General features: G+C 45.3%; 20 protein-coding genes. All 20 read left to right on the top strand.

The features are described 5' to 3' along the window. Positions 1–5: 5 nt before the first annotated feature. The 20 genes from cobU to AC787_RS31135 all read left to right on the top strand — a co-directional run bounded on the left by cobU (position 6) and on the right by AC787_RS31135 (position 18,628). Entirely contained in the window at positions 6–596 is a 591-nt protein-coding gene (cobU, locus tag AC787_RS31220) for a bifunctional adenosylcobinamide kinase/adenosylcobinamide-phosphate guanylyltransferase (RefSeq protein ID WP_054028877.1), read from the top strand. Then, on the top strand, positions 593–1,573 hold the full coding sequence (gene cbiB / locus AC787_RS31215) for an adenosylcobinamide-phosphate synthase CbiB (protein ID WP_054028876.1): 981 nt from the start codon (positions 593–595) through the stop codon (positions 1,571–1,573). Before cobU ends, cbiB begins: the two co-directional genes overlap by 4 nt. Then, the gene (gene cobS, locus AC787_RS31210) at positions 1,555–2,367 is read left to right on the top strand and encodes an adenosylcobinamide-GDP ribazoletransferase (RefSeq protein WP_054028875.1); all 813 of its coding nucleotides are present in this window, start codon (positions 1,555–1,557) and stop codon (positions 2,365–2,367) included. The genes cbiB and cobS overlap by 19 nt, the downstream gene beginning before the upstream one ends. 20 nt (positions 2,368–2,387) lie before the next feature. Further along, positions 2,388–3,488, top strand: a complete 1,101-nt coding sequence (cobD, locus tag AC787_RS31205; RefSeq protein WP_054028874.1) for a threonine-phosphate decarboxylase CobD — start codon at positions 2,388–2,390, stop codon at positions 3,486–3,488. An 85-nt stretch (positions 3,489–3,573) separates the two neighbouring features. Then, the gene (locus AC787_RS31200; protein ID WP_054028873.1) at positions 3,574–4,284 is read left to right on the top strand and encodes an adenosylcobinamide amidohydrolase; all 711 of its coding nucleotides are present in this window, start codon (positions 3,574–3,576) and stop codon (positions 4,282–4,284) included. A 44-nt stretch (positions 4,285–4,328) separates the two neighbouring features. Then, complete coding sequence (locus AC787_RS34295; RefSeq protein ID WP_161807600.1) at positions 4,329–4,478, top strand: hypothetical protein; 150 nt, start codon at positions 4,329–4,331, stop codon at positions 4,476–4,478. Positions 4,479–4,535: 57 nt separating this feature from the next. Then, positions 4,536–4,679 carry a hypothetical protein gene (locus AC787_RS34290; protein WP_161807599.1) on the top strand — a complete coding sequence of 48 codons (144 nt, stop codon included), beginning with the start codon at positions 4,536–4,538 and terminating at the stop codon, positions 4,677–4,679. Positions 4,680–4,826: 147 nt separating this feature from the next. Continuing rightward, positions 4,827–5,777 carry a magnesium/cobalt transporter CorA gene (gene corA / locus AC787_RS31195; RefSeq protein ID WP_054028872.1) on the top strand — a complete coding sequence of 317 codons (951 nt, stop codon included), beginning with the start codon at positions 4,827–4,829 and terminating at the stop codon, positions 5,775–5,777. Between the two features lie 25 nt (positions 5,778–5,802). Further along, positions 5,803–6,627 (top strand): hypothetical protein, encoded by an 825-nt coding sequence (locus tag AC787_RS31190; RefSeq protein ID WP_054028871.1) that lies wholly within the window; start codon positions 5,803–5,805, stop codon positions 6,625–6,627. Between the two features lie 27 nt (positions 6,628–6,654). Further along, on the top strand, positions 6,655–9,183 hold the full coding sequence (gene hrpB, locus AC787_RS31185; protein WP_054028870.1) for an ATP-dependent helicase HrpB: 2,529 nt from the start codon (positions 6,655–6,657) through the stop codon (positions 9,181–9,183). 66 nt (positions 9,184–9,249) lie between these two features. Beyond that, positions 9,250–9,540 carry a DUF1294 domain-containing protein gene (locus AC787_RS31180; RefSeq protein WP_200930800.1) on the top strand — a complete coding sequence of 97 codons (291 nt, stop codon included), beginning with the start codon at positions 9,250–9,252 and terminating at the stop codon, positions 9,538–9,540. Positions 9,541–9,619: 79 nt separating this feature from the next. Further along, the gene (locus tag AC787_RS31175) at positions 9,620–11,701 is read left to right on the top strand and encodes a HelD family protein (protein WP_054028869.1); all 2,082 of its coding nucleotides are present in this window, start codon (positions 9,620–9,622) and stop codon (positions 11,699–11,701) included. 48 nt (positions 11,702–11,749) lie between these two features. Continuing rightward, positions 11,750–12,412, top strand: coding sequence for a molybdate ABC transporter permease subunit (modB, locus tag AC787_RS31170; protein ID WP_054028868.1), 663 nt, complete (start codon positions 11,750–11,752; stop codon positions 12,410–12,412). A gap of 59 nt (positions 12,413–12,471) precedes the next feature. Further along, positions 12,472–13,323 (top strand): EcsC family protein, encoded by an 852-nt coding sequence (locus AC787_RS31165; RefSeq protein ID WP_054028867.1) that lies wholly within the window; start codon positions 12,472–12,474, stop codon positions 13,321–13,323. Beyond that, complete coding sequence (locus AC787_RS31160) at positions 13,323–14,417, top strand: nitric oxide synthase oxygenase (RefSeq protein WP_414731012.1); 1,095 nt, start codon at positions 13,323–13,325, stop codon at positions 14,415–14,417. The genes AC787_RS31165 and AC787_RS31160 overlap by 1 nt, the downstream gene beginning before the upstream one ends. A gap of 530 nt (positions 14,418–14,947) precedes the next feature. Continuing rightward, a complete protein-coding gene (locus AC787_RS31155; protein WP_054028866.1) occupies positions 14,948–15,409 on the top strand; it encodes a DUF6843 domain-containing protein in 462 nt (153 codons plus the stop codon). A 97-nt stretch (positions 15,410–15,506) separates the two neighbouring features. Then, positions 15,507–15,968, top strand: a complete 462-nt coding sequence (locus tag AC787_RS31150; protein WP_054029052.1) for a GNAT family N-acetyltransferase — start codon at positions 15,507–15,509, stop codon at positions 15,966–15,968. Positions 15,969–16,385: 417 nt separating this feature from the next. Next, a complete protein-coding gene (locus tag AC787_RS31145; protein ID WP_235561180.1) occupies positions 16,386–16,919 on the top strand; it encodes a shikimate kinase in 534 nt (177 codons plus the stop codon). Positions 16,920–17,073: 154 nt separating this feature from the next. Continuing rightward, the gene (locus tag AC787_RS31140; RefSeq protein ID WP_054028865.1) at positions 17,074–18,222 is read left to right on the top strand and encodes a DUF3900 domain-containing protein; all 1,149 of its coding nucleotides are present in this window, start codon (positions 17,074–17,076) and stop codon (positions 18,220–18,222) included. Between the two features lie 46 nt (positions 18,223–18,268). After that, on the top strand, positions 18,269–18,628 hold the full coding sequence (locus AC787_RS31135; protein WP_054028864.1) for a Lin0512 family protein: 360 nt from the start codon (positions 18,269–18,271) through the stop codon (positions 18,626–18,628). The last annotated feature ends 8 nt before the right edge of the window (positions 18,629–18,636 follow it).

Below are 18,636 nucleotides of genomic sequence, written 5' to 3'. Positions count from 1 at the left end.
CGAACATGGCTATTCTGGTAACGGGTGGAGCAAGAAGCGGGAAGAGCGGATTCGCGGAGCAGTATGCGATGAGGGTTGCAGCCCGTGGATTTTATATTGCGACCTGTCAACCGTATGATGCAGAGATGAGCGAGCGTATCGGCAAACATCGCAAGGATCGTGAAGATTCAGGCTTTCGTTGGGAGACTATCGAAGACCCATTTAAAGCAGCAAGTGAGCTGAACAGATTGAAAGAGCAAATGGATAGAGAAATCCAAAACGGACAACAGCCAGCTGTCGTATTGCTCGACTGTTTAACTTTATGGCTTACGAATTGGCTAATGCGAATGGAACAAGAGTCGTATGAAGATACGAGGCTGAAAATAGAGCAACAAAAACTACTTGAAGCTATAAAAAGCTATCCATATCCGTTAATCATCGTAACCAATGAGGTAGGCGGCGGTATTGTTCCGGCGTATCCTTTGGGTAGGCTTTTTCGTGACGAGGCGGGGAGGTTCAATCAGCAGGTTGCTGCAATATGCGAGCGGGTTTTTCTCGTGACGGCAGGCATTCCTGTTGAGTTGAAGTCGCAAGCTTTTAGCTGGGATCAATTATGATGATTTATTCGATGAAGGAGCTTCTGCTCCTTTCAGCTGCAGCGATTGCGATGGATTGGATCGTTGGTGATCCGAAATGGCCAACCCATCCCGTCATATGGATAGGACGGCTCATTCGATTGCTGGAACGTAAGCTTGCCCCAGAGCGATTCAAGGAACGGCCGGCTGCTGTAAGAGGTTTGGGCGTTGTGCTGACCTTAGTCACGCTCGTTGCGAGCTGCGGCACAATGTGGCTGCTTGTTTGGGCGGCAGATGCCATACATACTTGGTTAGGCTATGCGGTAAGCGCATGGTTTATTTCTACAACGTTAGCGGTAAAGGGGCTGAAGGAAGCAGCTCTGCTCGTTTACCAGCCATTAGTGTCTGGCAATCTGGAAGAAGCGCGTAAATATGTTGGTTATATTGTTGGCCGAGATACAGCGGAGCTGGATGAGCGGGAGGCTTCACGTGCTGCTATTGAGACTGTTGCTGAAAATACGGTAGACGCGCTTGTGTCTCCGCTGTTGTTCGCATTAATTGGAGGCGCACCGCTTGCTATGCTGTATCGCGCAGCGAATACGCTAGATTCCATGGTCGGTTATCGCAATGAAAAATATAAATATTTTGGTTGGTGCTCGGCTCGGACTGATGATGTATTGAATTATATTCCTGCAAGATTAACAGGCGTAATGCTTACGTTATCAACGCTTTTTGATCGGAGAATGAAGGCGAAGCAGGCGTGGCTTGCCATTCGTACGTTCGCACATCTTCATCCAAGTCCAAACAGCGGCATACCCGAATCAGCAGTTGCAGGCGCATTAGGCATCGAACTTGGCGGTATGAATTCGTACTTTGGCGTTACGAGTGAACGCGCTAGAATGGGATGGCCTACTCGCCCGCTAGAACCAAATGATATCGTACTAAGCGTGCGATTACTGTATAGTGTTAGTTTTATATTATTTGCGGGGGTGATTGCCGTATGGTTCGTCGTGAATTAAAGCTGCACTTCCAAGCACTCATTGCTGCTTTTCAATTTCTGACTCGTTTTCCGGTTCCCATCACCGTTCCGTTCCAAGGGGCTGTTCTCTCGCGAAGTGTCGTCTATTTCCCTGTAGCTGGAGCCCTTATAGGTGTCTGTCTCTTTGCATGTACTTGGCTGCTAGCCTTGTTTGTCCCTGCTTGGCCGAGTGCTGTTCTGATCCTTGCAATATGGACTGCATTAAGCGGGGGGCTGCATCTGGACGGATGGATGGATACAGCAGACGGCGTGCTGAGCCACCGCTCTCGCGAGCGTATGCTCGAGATTATGAAGGATAGCCGGGTAGGTGCGATGGGTGTGCTTGCCGCAGTATTGCTCCTGCTTCTCAAAGCATCGTTATTAGCTGAGCTGTTAAACGGGGGTCATTTGGAGCTTTATGGACCACTACTGGTCATCGCGCCGATTTGGAGCCGAGCTTGGATGAGCGCAGCTATTGCAGGCTGGCCGAATGCCCGTCAGGGCGAAGGGATTGCTGTATTATTTAATGAGGTCAAATGGCCGCAGGCGACGGGTTCTATTTTGATTGCGGCAATCATTTCAGTCATTATTTTTTGGATCGCTGGCATCGATTCAAACGTAGCATTAATAATGCTGCTTGCTATAGTCATGTTAACGATTTGTTGCGGCGGTTTACTCGCAGCATGGTTAAATCGGAAGCTTGGCGGATTAACAGGGGATACATATGGGGCGATGAACGAAGCGATTGAAGCAGCACTGCTGTTTGCAGCGGTCATTTGGTTACACGTGCAATAGAAAAGGAGTTGTTTTTTTAGATGTTGGAAAGATATGGTCATGGCGGTGATTTGCGGACCGCGGAAGAAGCGTTCGATATACCTGCGCATCAATTTGTTGATTTCAGCTCGAATATGAATCCGCTAGGAGCACCTTTAAGCGTCAAGCAAGTGCTTCATGCGTATGCGGATATTATAGAACAATACCCTGATCCAGCAGTTCGCGGTCTGAGAAAAAAGCTTGCAGATCTTCATAATATTGATGCCCAATCCATTGTCGTAGGAAATGGAGCGGCAGAATTGATTGATCTCATTGTCCGTACGCTCCAACCAAAGTTAACGACGCTTGCTATTCCATGCTTTGATGAATATGGTGATGCCATTCGAAAAATGGGTGGGGCTATTTATGAAATCAAGCTCCCCGTACATAATCAATTCAAATTAGGTTTAGATTCGGAGCATTTATGCGAAGCGGCTTCCACAGGCTCATTATTCATGCTCGGTTCACCGAACAATCCAACCGGTCAGCTTGTAGATCCTGAGCTTATTCGTACGCTCTTGAGTAAAGGAGCTTATGTCGTTGTTGATGAGGCGTTTATGGATTTTGTTCCGGAGGAATCAAGGTACAGCCTCATTCAAGAAGCGACAAGGCATGAACGGTTGTTCGTCATCCGCTCAATGACGAAATTTTATGCGATACCGGGCATTCGGCTTGGATATATCGTTGGCATGCCTAGAACGATAAGCGGCTTAAGACGTTTGCAAATACCGTGGAGCGTGAATTCTTTAGCGCAGTTGATTGGGGAGGCGGTGCTGGATGAGACGGATTATGCAGAGCGTACGCTTGCTTGGCTGGAGCAGGAAAGACCTTGGTTAATTGCTGAACTTGAGGCGATCGGATTCGAGGTTAACCCGAGCGCAGCCAATTATTTGCTCATTCGCATTCCGAAAGATGCGGGAATGAGTGCCAGCATGCTACAGCTTGAGATGGGCAAGCAAGGTGTGCTTATTCGTGATGCATCGCGATTTTCGGGGCTTGATCATACTTATATTCGGGTTGCCATTAAACTTCGGCAGCAAAATGAACAGCTGATCGCAGCTTTTAAGCACTGCTTGAAATGGAACAGGAACCAAGGTGAATGATGAAATTAAGCGTAATGCAAGCAACCTATAATTTACAATTCCAGCTCGTTTATGAGCTGCCGAGTGAGCCAAAGGAGGGAGCGCGATGACACAGCCCTTTCGCAAAGGTCAGCATTATCAATCACAGTTATGGAGCGGAGTAAGCTTGCAGCTGCTTGAGGATCGCATTGAAGCAAGCAGTCAAGATCTCTTATTTGCACTTAGCAGCGCTGTTCATCCGGGCGGCTTTTCTTATACGAACTGTATTGTTAATTGGAAAGTACCGCTCACATATCAATGTGAAGATCCTGTTCTTGACATCATTAATCAATGCAAGGTATGGGGCTGCGAACCAGAAGCTACTGTAGGTTTATTAACGGCAGCGAAGCTGACGCATGCATCAATAACCGAGTTTGAAGGTGATCGATTTAAGCTGCTCTGCTGTACGACTGTCGGAACACGAAATGCGGCGAGAGCAGGTATGCCGCGCAGCACCTTTTCTGCTTATTCCCCTGGAACGATCAATATTGTTATTTTAATAGATGGACAAATGATGGAATCAGCAATGGTTAACGCGGTCATTACGGCAACGGAAGCCAAAACAGCCGCATTGCAGCAGTTAGGTATTGTAGAGATGGAGACAGGTCACCCAGCTACTGGAACGACAACAGATGCGATTGTCATTGCGGTTAGTCAAGCAGCGAGCTGGAATGCTGTACACGCGTATGCTGGTGCAGCAACGACAATAGGGTGCGCCATTGGCGAAGCGGTCTACGAGACCGTGCTAGAAGCAACACGAACACAGCATGAGGACTAATCATTTTTTGCTTCGCTAATACTTCTATTAGGAGGTGCGGCAAATTGGAACTTTTGATAAGGAAAGCGACGATTGATGATCTTAAGCTTCTTTCTCAAATGAACAAAGTGTTAGCCTCCAATCCGCGCGGGCAGCAATTTTGGACGAAGTGTGGTTTCGAGCCCTATTATACGAACATGCAGCTAAAAAAATGAAGCAGCGAACTGCTTTGACTTATGCCGACTACGCTAGGCCTAGGAGACAAGATAACAATGGGAATGTTGATTGAGATTGTCTTTGAGTTTATTGCAGATTTATTTATCGCTGATGGAAACGGGAAATGGGAGAAGGTCAAACAGAAAAAGTACGAGCGGCAGCTGCGAAAATGGGCAAGGGAATACGAAACGCCATTTTGAGGAGCTGCTCATCAGTAAATATAATAGAAGAAGCGGAATAAAATAGCGGAGTTTCCATTACAGCCGTTGCGAAATCGTGTAAAATGATGAAGTTGAACAATCGGTCGAGAGTCCGATCACGTGCCGCTTAGAATGGAGGAACATCCTTTGATCAAGATTATTGGTTATACGAAACAAAAACAGTGGTTAACCGATTTAACGATAGAAGATCTTAACTCGCCAGAGCTTGATTGGTATTGGGTTGATTTTAATAATCCGAAGGAAGACGAGTGCAGACTGCTCGATACCTTTTTTCATTTTCATCCACTCGCTATCGAGGATTGCTACCATTTATTGCAGCGGCCCAAAATTGATCATTACGACGATATTCATTTTTTTGTGCTGCATGAAATCGAGCGGAAGACGTTGACCGTAAATGAAATCAATATGTTCATCGGTCCTAAGTTTATTGTTACGTTTCACTATGAGCGTTCACCTGAGATTGAAGAAGCGCGGGCAAAGCTTTTATCGAGTACGAAGATCGGTGAGGAAGGCCAGCTATATGCGGCATATCTTGTAATGGACAAGCTGGTCGATCAATATTTCCCTGCCGTTCATGAGCTGGAGGACCAGCTGCTGGATATGGAAATCGGAAGTGGTGACGAGCAAAGCCAGACAGCTATGAGTGATATTTTCAACATTCGGTCTCGCTTGCTGCGATTGCGTAAAACGATTGTGCCAATGCGTGATTTATTGTATCGTCTAACGAATTCGGACCGTATCGATGGGCTAAAGCCTTATTTGGCCTTTTATCATGACATATACGATCATTTGCTCAAACTGACTGAAATGATGGATTCAAGTAGAGAGATGACGGCTGATCTTCGTGACAGCTTCATTTCGTTCAATTCCAATCGCATGAATTCGATTATGAAGACTCTTACTGTCATTACGACGATCTTCATGCCGCTCACGTTTTTAGCAGGAATTTATGGAATGAACTTTGAGAATATGCCTGAGCTTACGTGGACTTGGGGCTATTTTGCTGTCATAACGATTATGCTCGTCATAGGACTTGGAATGTTTGCTTGGTTCCGGAGCAAGGGTTGGTTTAAATGAATGAAATTAAGGAGCTTGGACAGCAATGGAAATGAAAGAACCTGCTCGGATGAGCAAAAAGCGGATGTTCACAATAGTCGGCATTATGGCTGGAATCATGCTTGTATTAATCATTATGCTTTATTTGATGATTATTGCACTCGGAAATCGTAATGCAGTTAATATCTCGAAGTCGGAGCAAGCGCTGCATTATTCTTATTATTCACAAACATCAACGAGCGGGGTGAAGCTTCACATACTCCAGACCAAGCCTGCTTATGTCACGTTGGAAACGATCAATACGAATGTTGCGCTAACAGGGAAGGTCGGTATTAACGGTGGATTCTTTTATGGCAATCAGCTGTTAAGCATCGGAGTCGTGAATAGTATTCCAGTCAACAAGGAAATTGGCAATTTCGGAACTGGAAGCGAGAATGTAAAATATGCGCGAGGTACGCTTGTTTGGGATGGCGCTTCTGATTCATTAAGCGTTCAAGTTGCAAGCAAAGCGTCTGAGATTAAAGTTAAGGATCATACCCGTTTCTGGGCGCAAGGCGGAATTAGCATGAGTTTAACCGATGATGCGCATTGGATCGAGCAATCGGTTAAGGAGAATGCGCCGTTCCCAGATGACAATCGTTTGCGTTCGGCAGCGGTGTATGATCAAGCAGGATCGTTATATTTAATCGTCAGTGAAACGAAGAACTCGCTTGCCGTATTTAGAGAAGCAATTATTTCAAGCATTGGCATTGGGAAGCTGGTTGACGGTATATTTCTAGATGGTGACGGTTCTTCCCAGCTGTTTAGCAGCAAGGCTATCTTGCCGGGAGACAACAGACCTGTTGTACAAATGCTTCGGATCGTAAAATGAGTAGAGATTAGATAAGGAGCAATCAGCATGAATCAACAGCAATTGCCGATTGATCAGGTATTGCCAGAGCTGCTAAGGTGCTTGAACATCGGTATGAATGCGGTACTGATCGCGGAGCCGGGAGCAGGGAAAACGACACGTGTTCCGCTTGCGCTGCTTGATCAGCCGTGGCTGGGAGACAAAAAAATAATAATGCTGGAGCCGCGTAGGCTGGCCGCTCGCTCAGCAGCACAGTTTATGGCGAAATCACTTGGCGAGCAAGCCGGTGAAACGGTTGGTTATCGGGTCAGATTAGATTCTCGCGTCAGTACACGAACGCGTATTGAAGTGGTGACGGAGGGCGTATTAACGCGCATGCTGCAGGAGGACCCAGCGCTAGAGCAGGTCGGGGCAGTATTGTTCGATGAGTTCCATGAACGTCATTTGCATGGTGATCTTGGCTTAACGCTTTGCTTGCAGTCGCAGCTATTGCTGCGCGAAGATTTACGTCTCGTTATTATGTCAGCAACGCTTGATGCAGAACCGATTGCTGAGCTGCTTGATGATGCCCCAATCATTAGCAGTAAAGGACGTGTATTCCCTGTTGTGACACATTATATGCAAGCAAAACTTACGGGACCGATAGAGCCTCACATGGCGCGGATGATCATAGAAGCGCTCCGTTCGCATGATGGAGATGTATTAGCGTTTTTGCCAGGTGTTGCAGAGATACGCCGCACAGCCAGGTGGTTAATGGAGAGCGGCGTATCTTCGTTTGCTCGAGTAGAGGAATTGCATGGCAGCTTGCCGCTCGAGAAACAAGACTCAGCTGTTGCTCCATGTGCTGATGGCGAACGCAAGGTTGTACTTGCGACTTCAATCGCGGAATCGAGCCTGACAGTTGAAGGCATAAAGGTTGTGGTAGACAGTGGCCTGATGCGAGTCCCTCGGTTTTCTCCGAGAACGGGCATGACTAGGTTAGAAACATTGCCTGTGTCAACCGCTTCTGCGGATCAACGCCGAGGAAGAGCAGGACGTTTGGCTCCAGGTGTTTGTTACCGGTTGTGGACAGAGCAGGAGCATGCATATTTGCCGCAACAGAGTGCACCCGAGCTGCTTGAGGCAGATCTTGCTGCCCTTGCCCTTGAGCTGGCAATCTGGGGAATAAGGGATCCGCTTGAGCTTGATTGGTTGACGCCGCCGCCGACAGCTGCATATGAGCAAGCTCTAGCTTTGCTGAGACAGCTTAACGCAATAGATGGGGATGGGACACCTACAGCCGCGGGAGTGAAAATGGCACAGTTTGGTTTGCATCCGCGGCTAGGAGCCATGGTTTTGCAAGCTTCGGTGCAAGGCTCTACTCGACTTGCTTGTGATGCAGCAGCTTTGTTAAGCGAACGTGATTTGCTTCCGCAGGAGCGTAATGTAGATTTGCAGCTCCGATTGGATCTACTTAATCAGCTGTCAGGAAGAGACCGCCAAACGCCACTTGGCACCAGCTCTGAACATCCAAGCAGTGGTGCAGCACGCCGAATTATTGCACAAGCGGACCAATGGGAGCGGCAATTGCCAGTGAGGGCAGCTGCTAAAGCAGCACTTCAGCATAATATGTCCATTCCGATTGGCGTCTTGCTTGCATTTGCTTATCCGGATCGTATCGCTCAAAGGCGCAGCGATGGTCGTTACTTGTTAGCTAACGGAAGAGGGGCAGTGCTGCCTGAGCTGCAGCCGCTATCACGTTCACCGTTTCTTGCTGCTTGCGAGCTAGATGATACGGGCTCCGAAAGCCGGATACGACTAGCCGCTGAACTGCAGCCGTACGACATTGAACACTATCTAAGTGACTATATAACATCTGAAGAAGTTGTAGAATGGGATGTTTCTGCTCAAGCTGTTCGTGCAAGGAAACGTATGCGACTTGGCAGCATTGTGATGAAGGAAACCATTCTTCAGAAACCGGATGAACAATTAGTAGCTGATACTTTGATTTCTGCCATTCAAGAAGCAGGTTTTGCCATGCTGCCAATGAGCAAGCAAGCGCAGCAGCTGAAAGCAAGGATGAAGCTTATGGCGCTTGCAGGTGATGATTGGCCTGATGCTTCCGATGAAGCTCTGCTTGGCACACTTGAAGAGTGGTTGAAGCCGCATATATTCGGGATGAAGAGCCGTGCTGATTTACAGAAGCTCTCCATGCTGCAGCTGCTAGAGGGCAAGCTTAGCTGGAAGCAAAAGCAGGAGCTTGATGAGCAGGTACCAACCCATATCGTTGTGCCAAGCGGTTCACGCATCCCGATAGACTACAGCGATCCGGAGTCGCCCGTGCTCCCTGTCCGTTTACAGGAGCTATTCGGCTTACAGGACACACCACGTTTAGCAAGGGGCAGATTGCTTGTGACACTTCATCTTTTATCCCCTTCGCAGCGACCCGTTCAAGTCACGCGTGATTTGCGAAGTTTTTGGGAAAATGCTTATTTCGAAGTGAAGAAGGATTTGAAGGGTCGTTATCCGAAACATTATTGGCCGGACGATCCTTACACGGCTATGCCGACGAATCGAGCAAAGCCGAGAAACACATAATGGTCTCGGCTACTCCTGCTTTACCACGGATAATCTCCCTATTCTGAGAGGATGTGTGCCAAAGAAATGACCATTTATTTATTCATTATTTATTTACTGTTCATTAATATTTACACGTTTGCGCTTATGGGCTTTGATAAGAAAAGCGCCAAAAAGCAGCGCCGTCGTATTCCAGAGAAACGTTTGTTTTTACTTAGTGCTATTGGTGGTGCGGGCGGGACATGGCTCGCTATGAAAAAATGGCGTCATAAGACGAAGCATCGCTCATTTACTGTAGGTATTCCTTTTCTATTTGGACTAAACATATTGCTCATTCTTGGAGCTGCCAAGCTTATTGGAATGGCCATAAACTCTTGATTGCTTTGAGAAGCCTTCCTATGGTATATTGGGGCTTCTCTTTTTTTCTAGCACAACACAAACTTAGGAGGTAACTGACATGACCGTTCAAAGTGCCTATCAAGATGAGCAGGATCGATTAACGGAGTCGCTGAACGATATTGTGACTCAGCTTCAAGCAATCGGTCCACGCTACAAAGGCGATGATTTCACAGAGCAAATGCTCGATTTACAGCAAGAGGAACGCAGACTTAGACTTGAAATCTCGAAGCGTGAGCCGTATTTCGGCCGCATTGATTTTCAAGAGTTGCCAGCGGGAGAGACGAAGCCGCTATATATTGGCAAAGCCGGTGTGGCGAAGCAAGGCAGTAACGAGCTGCTTGTTATCGATTGGCGTGCGCCAGCAGCAAGCGTATTTTATTCCTTCACAGGTGGAGAAGCACCAGCTTCCTATGATTCGCCCGATGGAGAAATTGAAGGTAATGTGCATTTAAAGAGGAACTTCATGATCCGCCAGGGAGAGCTGATCCGACTGGTTGATAGTTATGTGCGAGGCCAAGAAGAGGGCTCGGTAACGGATGAATTTCTTTTGTATCGCTTAGGTGAGAACAAGGATAATAAGCTGCGCGATATCGTCTCTACGATTCAAGGCGAGCAAGACCGTATTATTCGTGCTGATCGCAACAAAGCGTTGTTCATTCAAGGCGTCGCGGGAAGCGGTAAAACAACCGTAGCGCTGCACCGACTTGCTTTCTTGCTTTATCAATACGCAGATCGGATGCGAGCGGAGCGCATGATTATTTTTGCCCCCAACCGAATGTTCCTTGATTACATATCCGGTGTATTGCCAGAGCTTGGCGTGGGTGATATTCAGCAAACGACGTTCAGCGATTGGTCTTTAGAGCTATTAGAGAAAACAGTAACCGTAAGCGATCCTTCTGATACGATGGCTTATTGGTTTGAAGAACGTCGAACGGCTTCGGAAGTGGAGAATGCTTCAGGCCGATTCAAAGGCAATCTTGCTTTTAAAGCAATTATTGACGAGCGGATAGCTAACTTTGAGCAGCGAATTGTACCATTGACACCGTTTGTGCCAGTGGATGGGCTTGAGCTATCCCCGGAACAAATCCGCGAATGGTATGATACAGACTACGGCGAAGAAACGCTTATGAAGAAGCGGGATCGATTGGTTAGCCGCATTCGTCGCTGGATGGAGTCCGAGCTGAAAATGAAGCGGGTCGTGGATAAGAAAATAAGAGCGAAGGCGCTCACGAAGTTTAATAGTTATACCAAAAAAATTCCATCCTACACCTCATTACAGCTATATGCTTCGTTATTTAGCGGGAAACAGCTTGAAAGCCGTATTCCTAAGGTTATCGCTGCTGCAACCGCGGAACGGTTGAAAAAAGAAATGGCAGCTGCAGAAGATTTGGCGCCGCTTAGCTATATCCAGCTTCAGTTATTTGGATTGCCAAAGCAGTTTTTCGATCATATCGTCATTGACGAAGCGCAGGATTATTCTCCCTTCCAGCTGGAAGTGCTGCGGCTATGCCAAAGAACGGCATCGATGACAGTGCTAGGCGATTTACAACAAGGAATTCATGCCTACGCAGGCGTACAAAGCTGGACAGAGCTTACAACTCTGTTTAATGAAGAGCAGATTGACTTTTACGAGCTCAATCGAAGCTATCGTTCTACGATGGAAATTATTGAATTTGCCAACAAAATATTAGGAAGCATGATCGGTGAAGTCAAGCCTGCGGTGCCAGTTTTCCGTAGCGGAGATGCCGTTCTTGCAGTGCCTGTTGAAAGCGATAATTGGCTAGCTTCTATTGAAGCTACAATTCGTGAATGGCAAGCAAAGGCTGAATACGAAACGATTTCCGTCATTGGCCGCACTGCGATTGAATGCGAAGACATTTATCGTTATTTGATTAAGCAAGGTTTGGACGCATCGTTAGTGCAAAGCAAGCAGCCTGCATATGGCGGCGGGCTGTCTGTAGTACCTGTCTATTTGTCTAAAGGTTTGGAGTTCGATGCAGTTCTAGTGGCAGATGCGAGCGAGGAAGCTTATTCTGAGCTTGATGCTAAGCTTTTGTACGTCGGATGTACACGTGCACTGCATAAGCTTAAGCTGTTTTATCGCGGGAAGCTTACTTTGCTGCTGGGCGACGAAGCCTAATTTCGATATAATAGGCAGCAACATAACGTCTATCCGGAGGCTTCTTATATGAACTGGGACGAATGGCTGCCGCCAGTATGGCTCTCTTTAAAAGTATCGATTATAGCAAGCATTATCGTTGCCATTATTGGAATGCTCGTTGCACGGTTCATGTCACGGCATTCTTTTAAAGGCAAAAGTGTTATTGAAACTTTCTTCATGCTGCCGTTGGTTCTCCCCCCAACCGTTGTTGGATTCATTCTCCTAATTATGCTGGGACGAGAGAGCTGGATCGGCAAAGCATACGAGTGGTTATTTGCCCAACCTATCGTTTTCTCATGGATCGCCGCGATTATCGCGACGGTCATTGTTGCGTTTCCGCTCGTATACCAGACGATGAAGGTTGGTTTTCTTTCCGTTGATCGTCATCTTGAGGATGCTGCACGCTCAGCAGGAGGAAGTGAACTGCAGGTGCTTCGTTATATCACTTTGCCGCTGGCTAAGCGATCACTGACAACGGCATACCTGTTAGGTTTTGCTAGAAGCATTGGCGAGTTTGGCGCAACCTTGATGATTGCAGGTAATATTCCAGGTCGCACACAGACGGTTCCTACTGCTATTTATATCGCCGTTGAGACAGGTGAAATGGGAATGGCGTGGGCTTGGACGATCGCCATTGTTGCGTTCTCCTTCATCATGCTGCTGTTTACGGGACGTAAATTAGAACAATAATGTGAAAGACGAATCCGAATCCAGCTTGCCTGCGTATTACATGCGGAGAAGGAGTGTGCATGAAGATGACAACCGTCATGGATACGCAACAAAATTTAAAATCCGCTTTACTTGAAATAGAGAAATGGGAACGAGAGCAGAAGGATTTATGGTTCTGGGAGAAGCTTGGGCGTCTGCCCTTTATGCTGCTTGACAAAATAACTCCGAAGTTTATTCAAGAAAAACTTGGACTTGCGGTTGATGAGATCGGTAGCTATATTCAAAATGGCGGAAAATATTTGATTTCGGAGCGTTCAGTCATTGAGCGCTTGCATCAAAATGCTGCCCGAGGCGAGGTGCTTCTGGCAGCGGATCAGGAAGAGACGACCATTAATGATGTGGCCGATATTCCATTATCCATCATGAACATAACGGCTGAGCAACTGGCTTCCAGCCGCTCGAAAATGGCGACGCTGCAAGGGGCAACGACGGGAATCGGCGGCATTTTTACATTAGCGATCGATATTCCAGCTGTGCTTGGTCTATCGCTGAAGATCATTCAAGAAATTGCGATTAGCTACGGATTTGATCCGAAGAACAAGGAAGAACGTGTATTTGCCGTTAAAGTGATGCAATTTGCTTCTTCGGATATCGTAGGAAAAAAGGCGATTCTTGAGGAGCTTAGCGCCTATGAGCAGGCGAACCGGAGCAATCAAATGTTGTCGCAGCTGCAGGGCTGGCGTGAAGTGGTAGCTGTTTATCGGGACAATTTTGGCTGGAAAAAGCTATTTCAAATGATACCGGTGGCGGGTATGTTATTCGGAGCTTTTATAAATCGGGGTATGCTGAATGATGTTGCGGAGGCAGCAACGATGCTATATAGAAAACGCAGAGTAATGATAAAGCTGAGGGAAAATGAGGCGAAAGTATAATGACGACTAACACCATGAGAAATAACATAGCCGATCAAGCGATTGTTTTCCTAGGTGAAGCCTATTATGAGCTTGGAAAGAGCGAAGAAGAAGCGAAACAACGAATAGATGAAGTACAAAGGCAAATTGACGAGACTGGTTTTTATACCCATACGTATGAAGAGCTTAAGCATGGAGCAAAGATGGCGTGGCGGAATAATAACCGCTGTATCGGTCGTTTGTTTTGGCAGACGCTTGAAGTATTCGACGCACGCGATGTAGAGGATGAGCATGACGCCGCCAACCGGATATTCCAGCATATGAGCTATGCAACAAATGACGGCCGGATTAAGCCCGCAATTACAATTTTCCCTGCCAGTCATGCGCCAAACAGCTTAAGAATATGGAATCATCAGCTCGTTCGTTATGCAGGGTATCGCGATGGTGAAGCTATTACTGGTGACCCTGCTTCGGTCTCCTTTACGGACGCATGTGAGAAGCTAGGATGGAAGGGCGAAGGAACAAGGTTTGATGTGCTTCCGCTAGTTATCGCGCAGGTAGGGCAATCGCCTAAGTGGTTTGCGCTCCCAAAGGAGAACGTACTTGAGGTGCCTTTAACGCATCCTGAAAATCAGGAGTTCGGGCAACTCGAACTGCAGTGGTACGCGGTTCCGTTTATATCTGATATGGAGCTCGAAATCGGTGGAATCACTTATAAGGCTGCGCCATTTAACGGCTGGTATATGGGAACAGAAATCGGAGCGAGAAACCTATCGGACACCAGCCGCTATAATCAGCTGCCGAATGTAGCGAAGCTTTTTCAATTTGACATGTCGACGAATACTTCATTATGGAAGGATCGTGCTTTAACGGAGCTAAATATAGCCGTGCTCCATTCATTCAAGAAGCAGGGCGTCAGCATCGTTGACCATCATACGGCTTCGGAGCAGTTTCTACGTTTTGAGAAGCAAGAGCAGGAGCAGGGGAGAGCAGTAACCGGACGGTGGTCTTGGCTAATTCCACCCATGTCTCCCGCTACAACAGGCATATGGCATCGTAGCTTTGACGATTCGGAACGTACGCCCGCTTATCGGGCGCAAGCTGTACCATACTAAACAAATAACATGTTAATTTTAGTAAAATATATAGAGGATAGTTAGTTTATTAAATGAGCTAATCTCCTCTATTTTTTATTTCATAGAAGCGGAGGTAGAGCCGAAGGATCTGCAAGTGTTAATTTATGTAGAAACTGCAATGGGAGCATGCTGGAACGTAGAAGACGGTTCAACCCGTGAGGAATATTCAAGTCTTATCAAAAATGTTGCTTTCACAGAATCCATTTTGAATAGAACATAATTCAATACAGAAGGCTTCTCAATAACGTATTGGGAACGTAGATGAATAGCAAACATTGTTGAGAAGGCACTACGGTAGCCTTCTCTTTTTATTTCTGTCTTTAAGCTTAAAACAACACACGCACAAGAATCAATAACTTAACCTACTTATCCGTTTACATAATATCTATAAGTAGAAGTCCTAGCAGGCGGCAAGTTCTACAAAAGTTAGAACTGCTTAGCTGATGGGATTTCTGTTATCTTTGAAGCAATTAATAACAGTGATATTTTTTTTATTAGGGAGTGATTATATGAAAAGATCTCTTGGCATATTAACTGCGACAATAGCTGTTTGTCTTGTTATTGGGGCAGGCGTTAAATTTTTTTATATAACGGATAAACCAACCCATAAATTTATTTTTCCTAGCAATTATTCGGGTTTGGTAGAAGTCATATTTGAACAACCAAATGCCCCCGCATTAAAGCAAGAGGGAAATTATATTGTATATGAGGTTCATGCTTCCGGAAAAATAAAAACATCTAGCAAAAACGTTTCAGGCCCTATGGTTTTTTACTATTCTGAAACTAATGGACAACTATCAAAAATGCCCACAAATGTACCAATGATACATGGATTAGGAACTTCATCTGGAGCTTTTGGGGAATCAAGTGAAACAGCAGTGAAGATACCTGAAAGACTTACTTTCTTTGTTGGAACAAAAGAGCAATGGGAAAAACACATTGAACATGCCGTTACTAACGGGACACTATAGCTTGATAACGGGCAGTTTAATGCAATAATTTTTCAATATAGCAGGATTAATAAAACCCCTGATGGAAGATATATACATGAAAAAAAGGGAGGCAATTATGTCAATTGTACGCTTGGCTATATTAGATGACATCAATGAACTTGTTCGAATGCGTTGGGAGTTTTCGGAAGAGGAGAATAGCGATATAACACTTAACTACGAGGAGTTTCATCAAACTTGTAGTGAATTCTTAGTTAAGGCAATTAAAAGCGGAAACTGGTATATCTGGGTTGCAGAAGATTCGGGAATTATAGTGTCACATATGTATCTTCAATTAATTCATAAAATACCGAGACCTGGTAAATCCCCAGACCCCTATTACGGATATGTGACCAATGTATATACTCGACCTGCTTTTAGAAATCAGGGGATCGGTAGTGAAATTCATATGGCCATGGAGCATTGGTCAAAAGAAAACAAAGTCGAGTTTCTTATTGTTTGGCCGAGCAGCGATAGTGTGAAGTTTTACTCAAGAAATGGCTTTTTTCGATGCGAGGAAGCTATGGAAAAGCATTTTTGATCTCAAGTGTGTAAATAAGAAATGCATCTGAACTAACAGACGGCTTAACTAACGAGAATCGAGAGCTTAATAACAACACAGAAGGCTGCCTACGTATCTTACACGATCATGATGGTGAGTCTTGCTGGCTAGGCAATGTTATTGTGTCCTCCGATTATCGAGGGAAAAGCATGGCTTTCAACCATTCGATATCTCTACGAAAGTTAAGTCATCAGGTGAATATATTGCTGGTATACACATGGAAAAGACCCTATAAATAAAACTAACCACCTATGAAATTTTGATCTTCGTTTACATCGATCAACTGTAGTTCGAAAATACAGCAAAACAGGGCTGCTGGCATGAAACGGCAGCCTCGTTGTGTTAACAGGCAGGTTATCTCGAATAAATTAATGGCAAAAATGGAGGCAATACAAAGTGAGTAAAAATATGAATATCGTTCTTATAGGTATGTCTGGAGCTGGTAAAAGTACTTTAGGTGTATTGCTTGCCAAAGCTTTAGGAATGGATTTTGTGGATACAGATATTGTTATACAAAAACATGAAGGTAGGTTGTTACAAGATATCATTGATCATGAGGGTATTGAAAAATTTATGGAAGTCGAAGAAAAAATAGTGTCTGAATTACAACTGGAAAATTGTATTATATCTACAGGTGGAAGTGTTATATATTCAGAAAAAGCTATGAATGTTCTAAAACAGGGTGGACAGATTATTTATTTACATGTCCCATATGAAGAAATTAAAAAGAGACTAATAAACATAACAACCAGAGGCATTGTAATAAAGAAAGGCAATAGTCTTAAGGACGTATACGAGGAAAGAGTTCCTCTATACATTAAGTATAGTGATAAAACTCTTGATTGCTCAAATAAGGATATAGAACATTGTGTTAGTGAAATTATAGAGACAATACAAAAAAGTCATTACGATAATTCAACTAATGGGTAATTTGTGTATCACAAGCTGATGATTCTCCATCCCTAGTACCTTACCATAACTATAACTCTGTCAATCAAGGTAGGTTCTCTCATCTGATGTCGCGAATGTGCGAGATATGCTATTCTAAGTAGATGACATCAGCTTGCTTGGAGGAATTATTAAAGTGGATTTTAATATGCAATATTTATCATTTTTCGTTATTCATACCGATGGAGAAGAGAGTGCCACGTCATCAGGCAAACGGTTTAAGCATTATCAGACATTAGAAGAGGACACGTATGAAGATAGTGAAATTCAAAGGTTTTTGGATGATGAGTTTAAACGAATCGTCAAAAGAAAAGTAGAGCGCAATCCCAATTCAGCAGGCGCACCAACGAAGATTGGGCGGTTTATGGTTGAGCCTGGATATGAACTTGGCAGCAATCAGAACTACAATCTGTTTCAGCGGTTGCGTGACGCGGATTCCAAGGAACGGTTTATCGGCATAGCTGATGAGCTCGTTCGGATTTACATGGATACGAGTGCGGTAAGGGGCGGTGCTTTTATCATTGCGCTATCCAAGCTTAATACGTATTTCGATGAGCCGTTTTTATTTTTGCTAAAATGTGATTTTGAGCCCAAAATTGCTCGTATATCTGATGAAAAAAGTCTAATTTCACAGGTTGAGATGGCGATTTCTGCTCGGAGCATCAAATCGATTCAGTATCCGCATATGCCGGAGGAAGGCATGCTTGAGCATTGGGAGCTGAAAATTCATCAAGCATCTCATGCTCGTTATTTTGAAGATTTCTTAAAATATGTTTCCTATGAAAAACCTTTGCCTGAGGTTATGGGTGAGCAAGTTGTAGAAATGGTGCATCAATATATAGCTGATAAATGGCAGGAGGATGAAAGCTCTGAACGCCGCGAGGAAGAGAATGCGGTTGAGGTTTGGGCGGCAAGCGAGAAGCGCGATCTTCAGGAATGGTGGACGCCGGAGCAGGTAGAGGTTGCAGCAGCAGCATTAGTCGAGCAGAAGCCTGATTTGCCTTTTACGTTTAAGCTAGGCGGCGTTACGGTGAAAGGGTTGCTCGCCGACTTTGGCGACAGCATACATTTTGCGAAGCATAACGGTCGTTACGTTGTCGTTATTGAAGGGGATTCCTTCCAATTCGATAAAGGCATGTCGCCGGTAGAGCTTGTCCAGCCTCTTGATTTGGTTGATGTAATGCCTCGTATCGGAAGCAAGCAGCCTTCTGAGGATGCCGATTCAGGATACAGCTACACCCCTGCAGGTGAAGGTACAGGTAATAATGATGATGTACCATGGTAAGAATGAAACAGGTATGAAATTTCACTTTGAAGGAGAGGATATTTAAGTGGACAACTTATTTTTTATAGAAATAGGCATGGGATGCGATCTACACGGTCAAAATATTACAAAGGCATCGGTGCGCGCAGTACAAAACGCGATACACCATAACTCGATGCCGGGACTGCGATCTGTGCTGCCAGGAGGAACGCTCGATAACATGAAAGTGCGGGTACGGCTTGCGCTTCCTTGTGATCATGAGCTTCTTGATGTTGAGCAGGTGAAAGCAGTGCTGCCATACGGTCAAGTGACTGTAGAAGTGATGGACGGCGGCATGCTGACGACTAGCGGTGTAGTGTTACCGGACAAAGATGATAAAAACGATTTAATATACATCGTTAATGCATCGGTTGAGGTCGGCTACTAGTAGCATCT

The organism is Bacillus sp. FJAT-28004, from assembly GCF_001280845.1.
GTDB lineage: Bacteria > Bacillota > Bacilli > Paenibacillales > Paenibacillaceae > Pristimantibacillus.
The sequence above is the reverse complement of the archived record's forward strand: the minus strand, read 5'-3'. Positions and strand labels throughout refer to the sequence as shown.

Bases quoted from the DNA above. Each gene is read 5' to 3' on its own strand.
- cobS (WP_054028875.1), top strand. From the start codon at position 1,555: ATGGTTCGTCGTGAATTAAAGCTGCACTTCCAAGCACTCATTGCTGCT.
- cbiB (WP_054028876.1), top strand. From the start codon at position 593: ATGATGATTTATTCGATGAAGGAGCTTCTGCTCCTTTCAGCTGCAGCG.
- AC787_RS31155 (WP_054028866.1), top strand. From the start codon at position 14,948: ATGAAAAGATCTCTTGGCATATTAACTGCGACAATAGCTGTTTGTCTT.
- cobU (WP_054028877.1), top strand. From the start codon at position 6: ATGGCTATTCTGGTAACGGGTGGAGCAAGAAGCGGGAAGAGCGGATTC.
- AC787_RS31150 (WP_054029052.1), top strand. From the start codon at position 15,507: ATGTCAATTGTACGCTTGGCTATATTAGATGACATCAATGAACTTGTT.
- hrpB (WP_054028870.1), top strand. From the start codon at position 6,655: ATGAATCAACAGCAATTGCCGATTGATCAGGTATTGCCAGAGCTGCTA.
- AC787_RS31165 (WP_054028867.1), top strand. From the start codon at position 12,472: ATGAAGATGACAACCGTCATGGATACGCAACAAAATTTAAAATCCGCT.
- AC787_RS31160 (WP_414731012.1), top strand. From the start codon at position 13,323: ATGACGACTAACACCATGAGAAATAACATAGCCGATCAAGCGATTGTT.
- AC787_RS31190 (WP_054028871.1), top strand. From the start codon at position 5,803: ATGGAAATGAAAGAACCTGCTCGGATGAGCAAAAAGCGGATGTTCACA.
- AC787_RS34290 (WP_161807599.1), top strand. From the start codon at position 4,536: ATGGGAATGTTGATTGAGATTGTCTTTGAGTTTATTGCAGATTTATTT.
- cobD (WP_054028874.1), top strand. From the start codon at position 2,388: ATGTTGGAAAGATATGGTCATGGCGGTGATTTGCGGACCGCGGAAGAA.
- modB (WP_054028868.1), top strand. From the start codon at position 11,750: ATGAACTGGGACGAATGGCTGCCGCCAGTATGGCTCTCTTTAAAAGTA.
- AC787_RS31200 (WP_054028873.1), top strand. From the start codon at position 3,574: ATGACACAGCCCTTTCGCAAAGGTCAGCATTATCAATCACAGTTATGG.
- AC787_RS31180 (WP_200930800.1), top strand. From the start codon at position 9,250: ATGACCATTTATTTATTCATTATTTATTTACTGTTCATTAATATTTAC.
- AC787_RS31175 (WP_054028869.1), top strand. From the start codon at position 9,620: ATGACCGTTCAAAGTGCCTATCAAGATGAGCAGGATCGATTAACGGAG.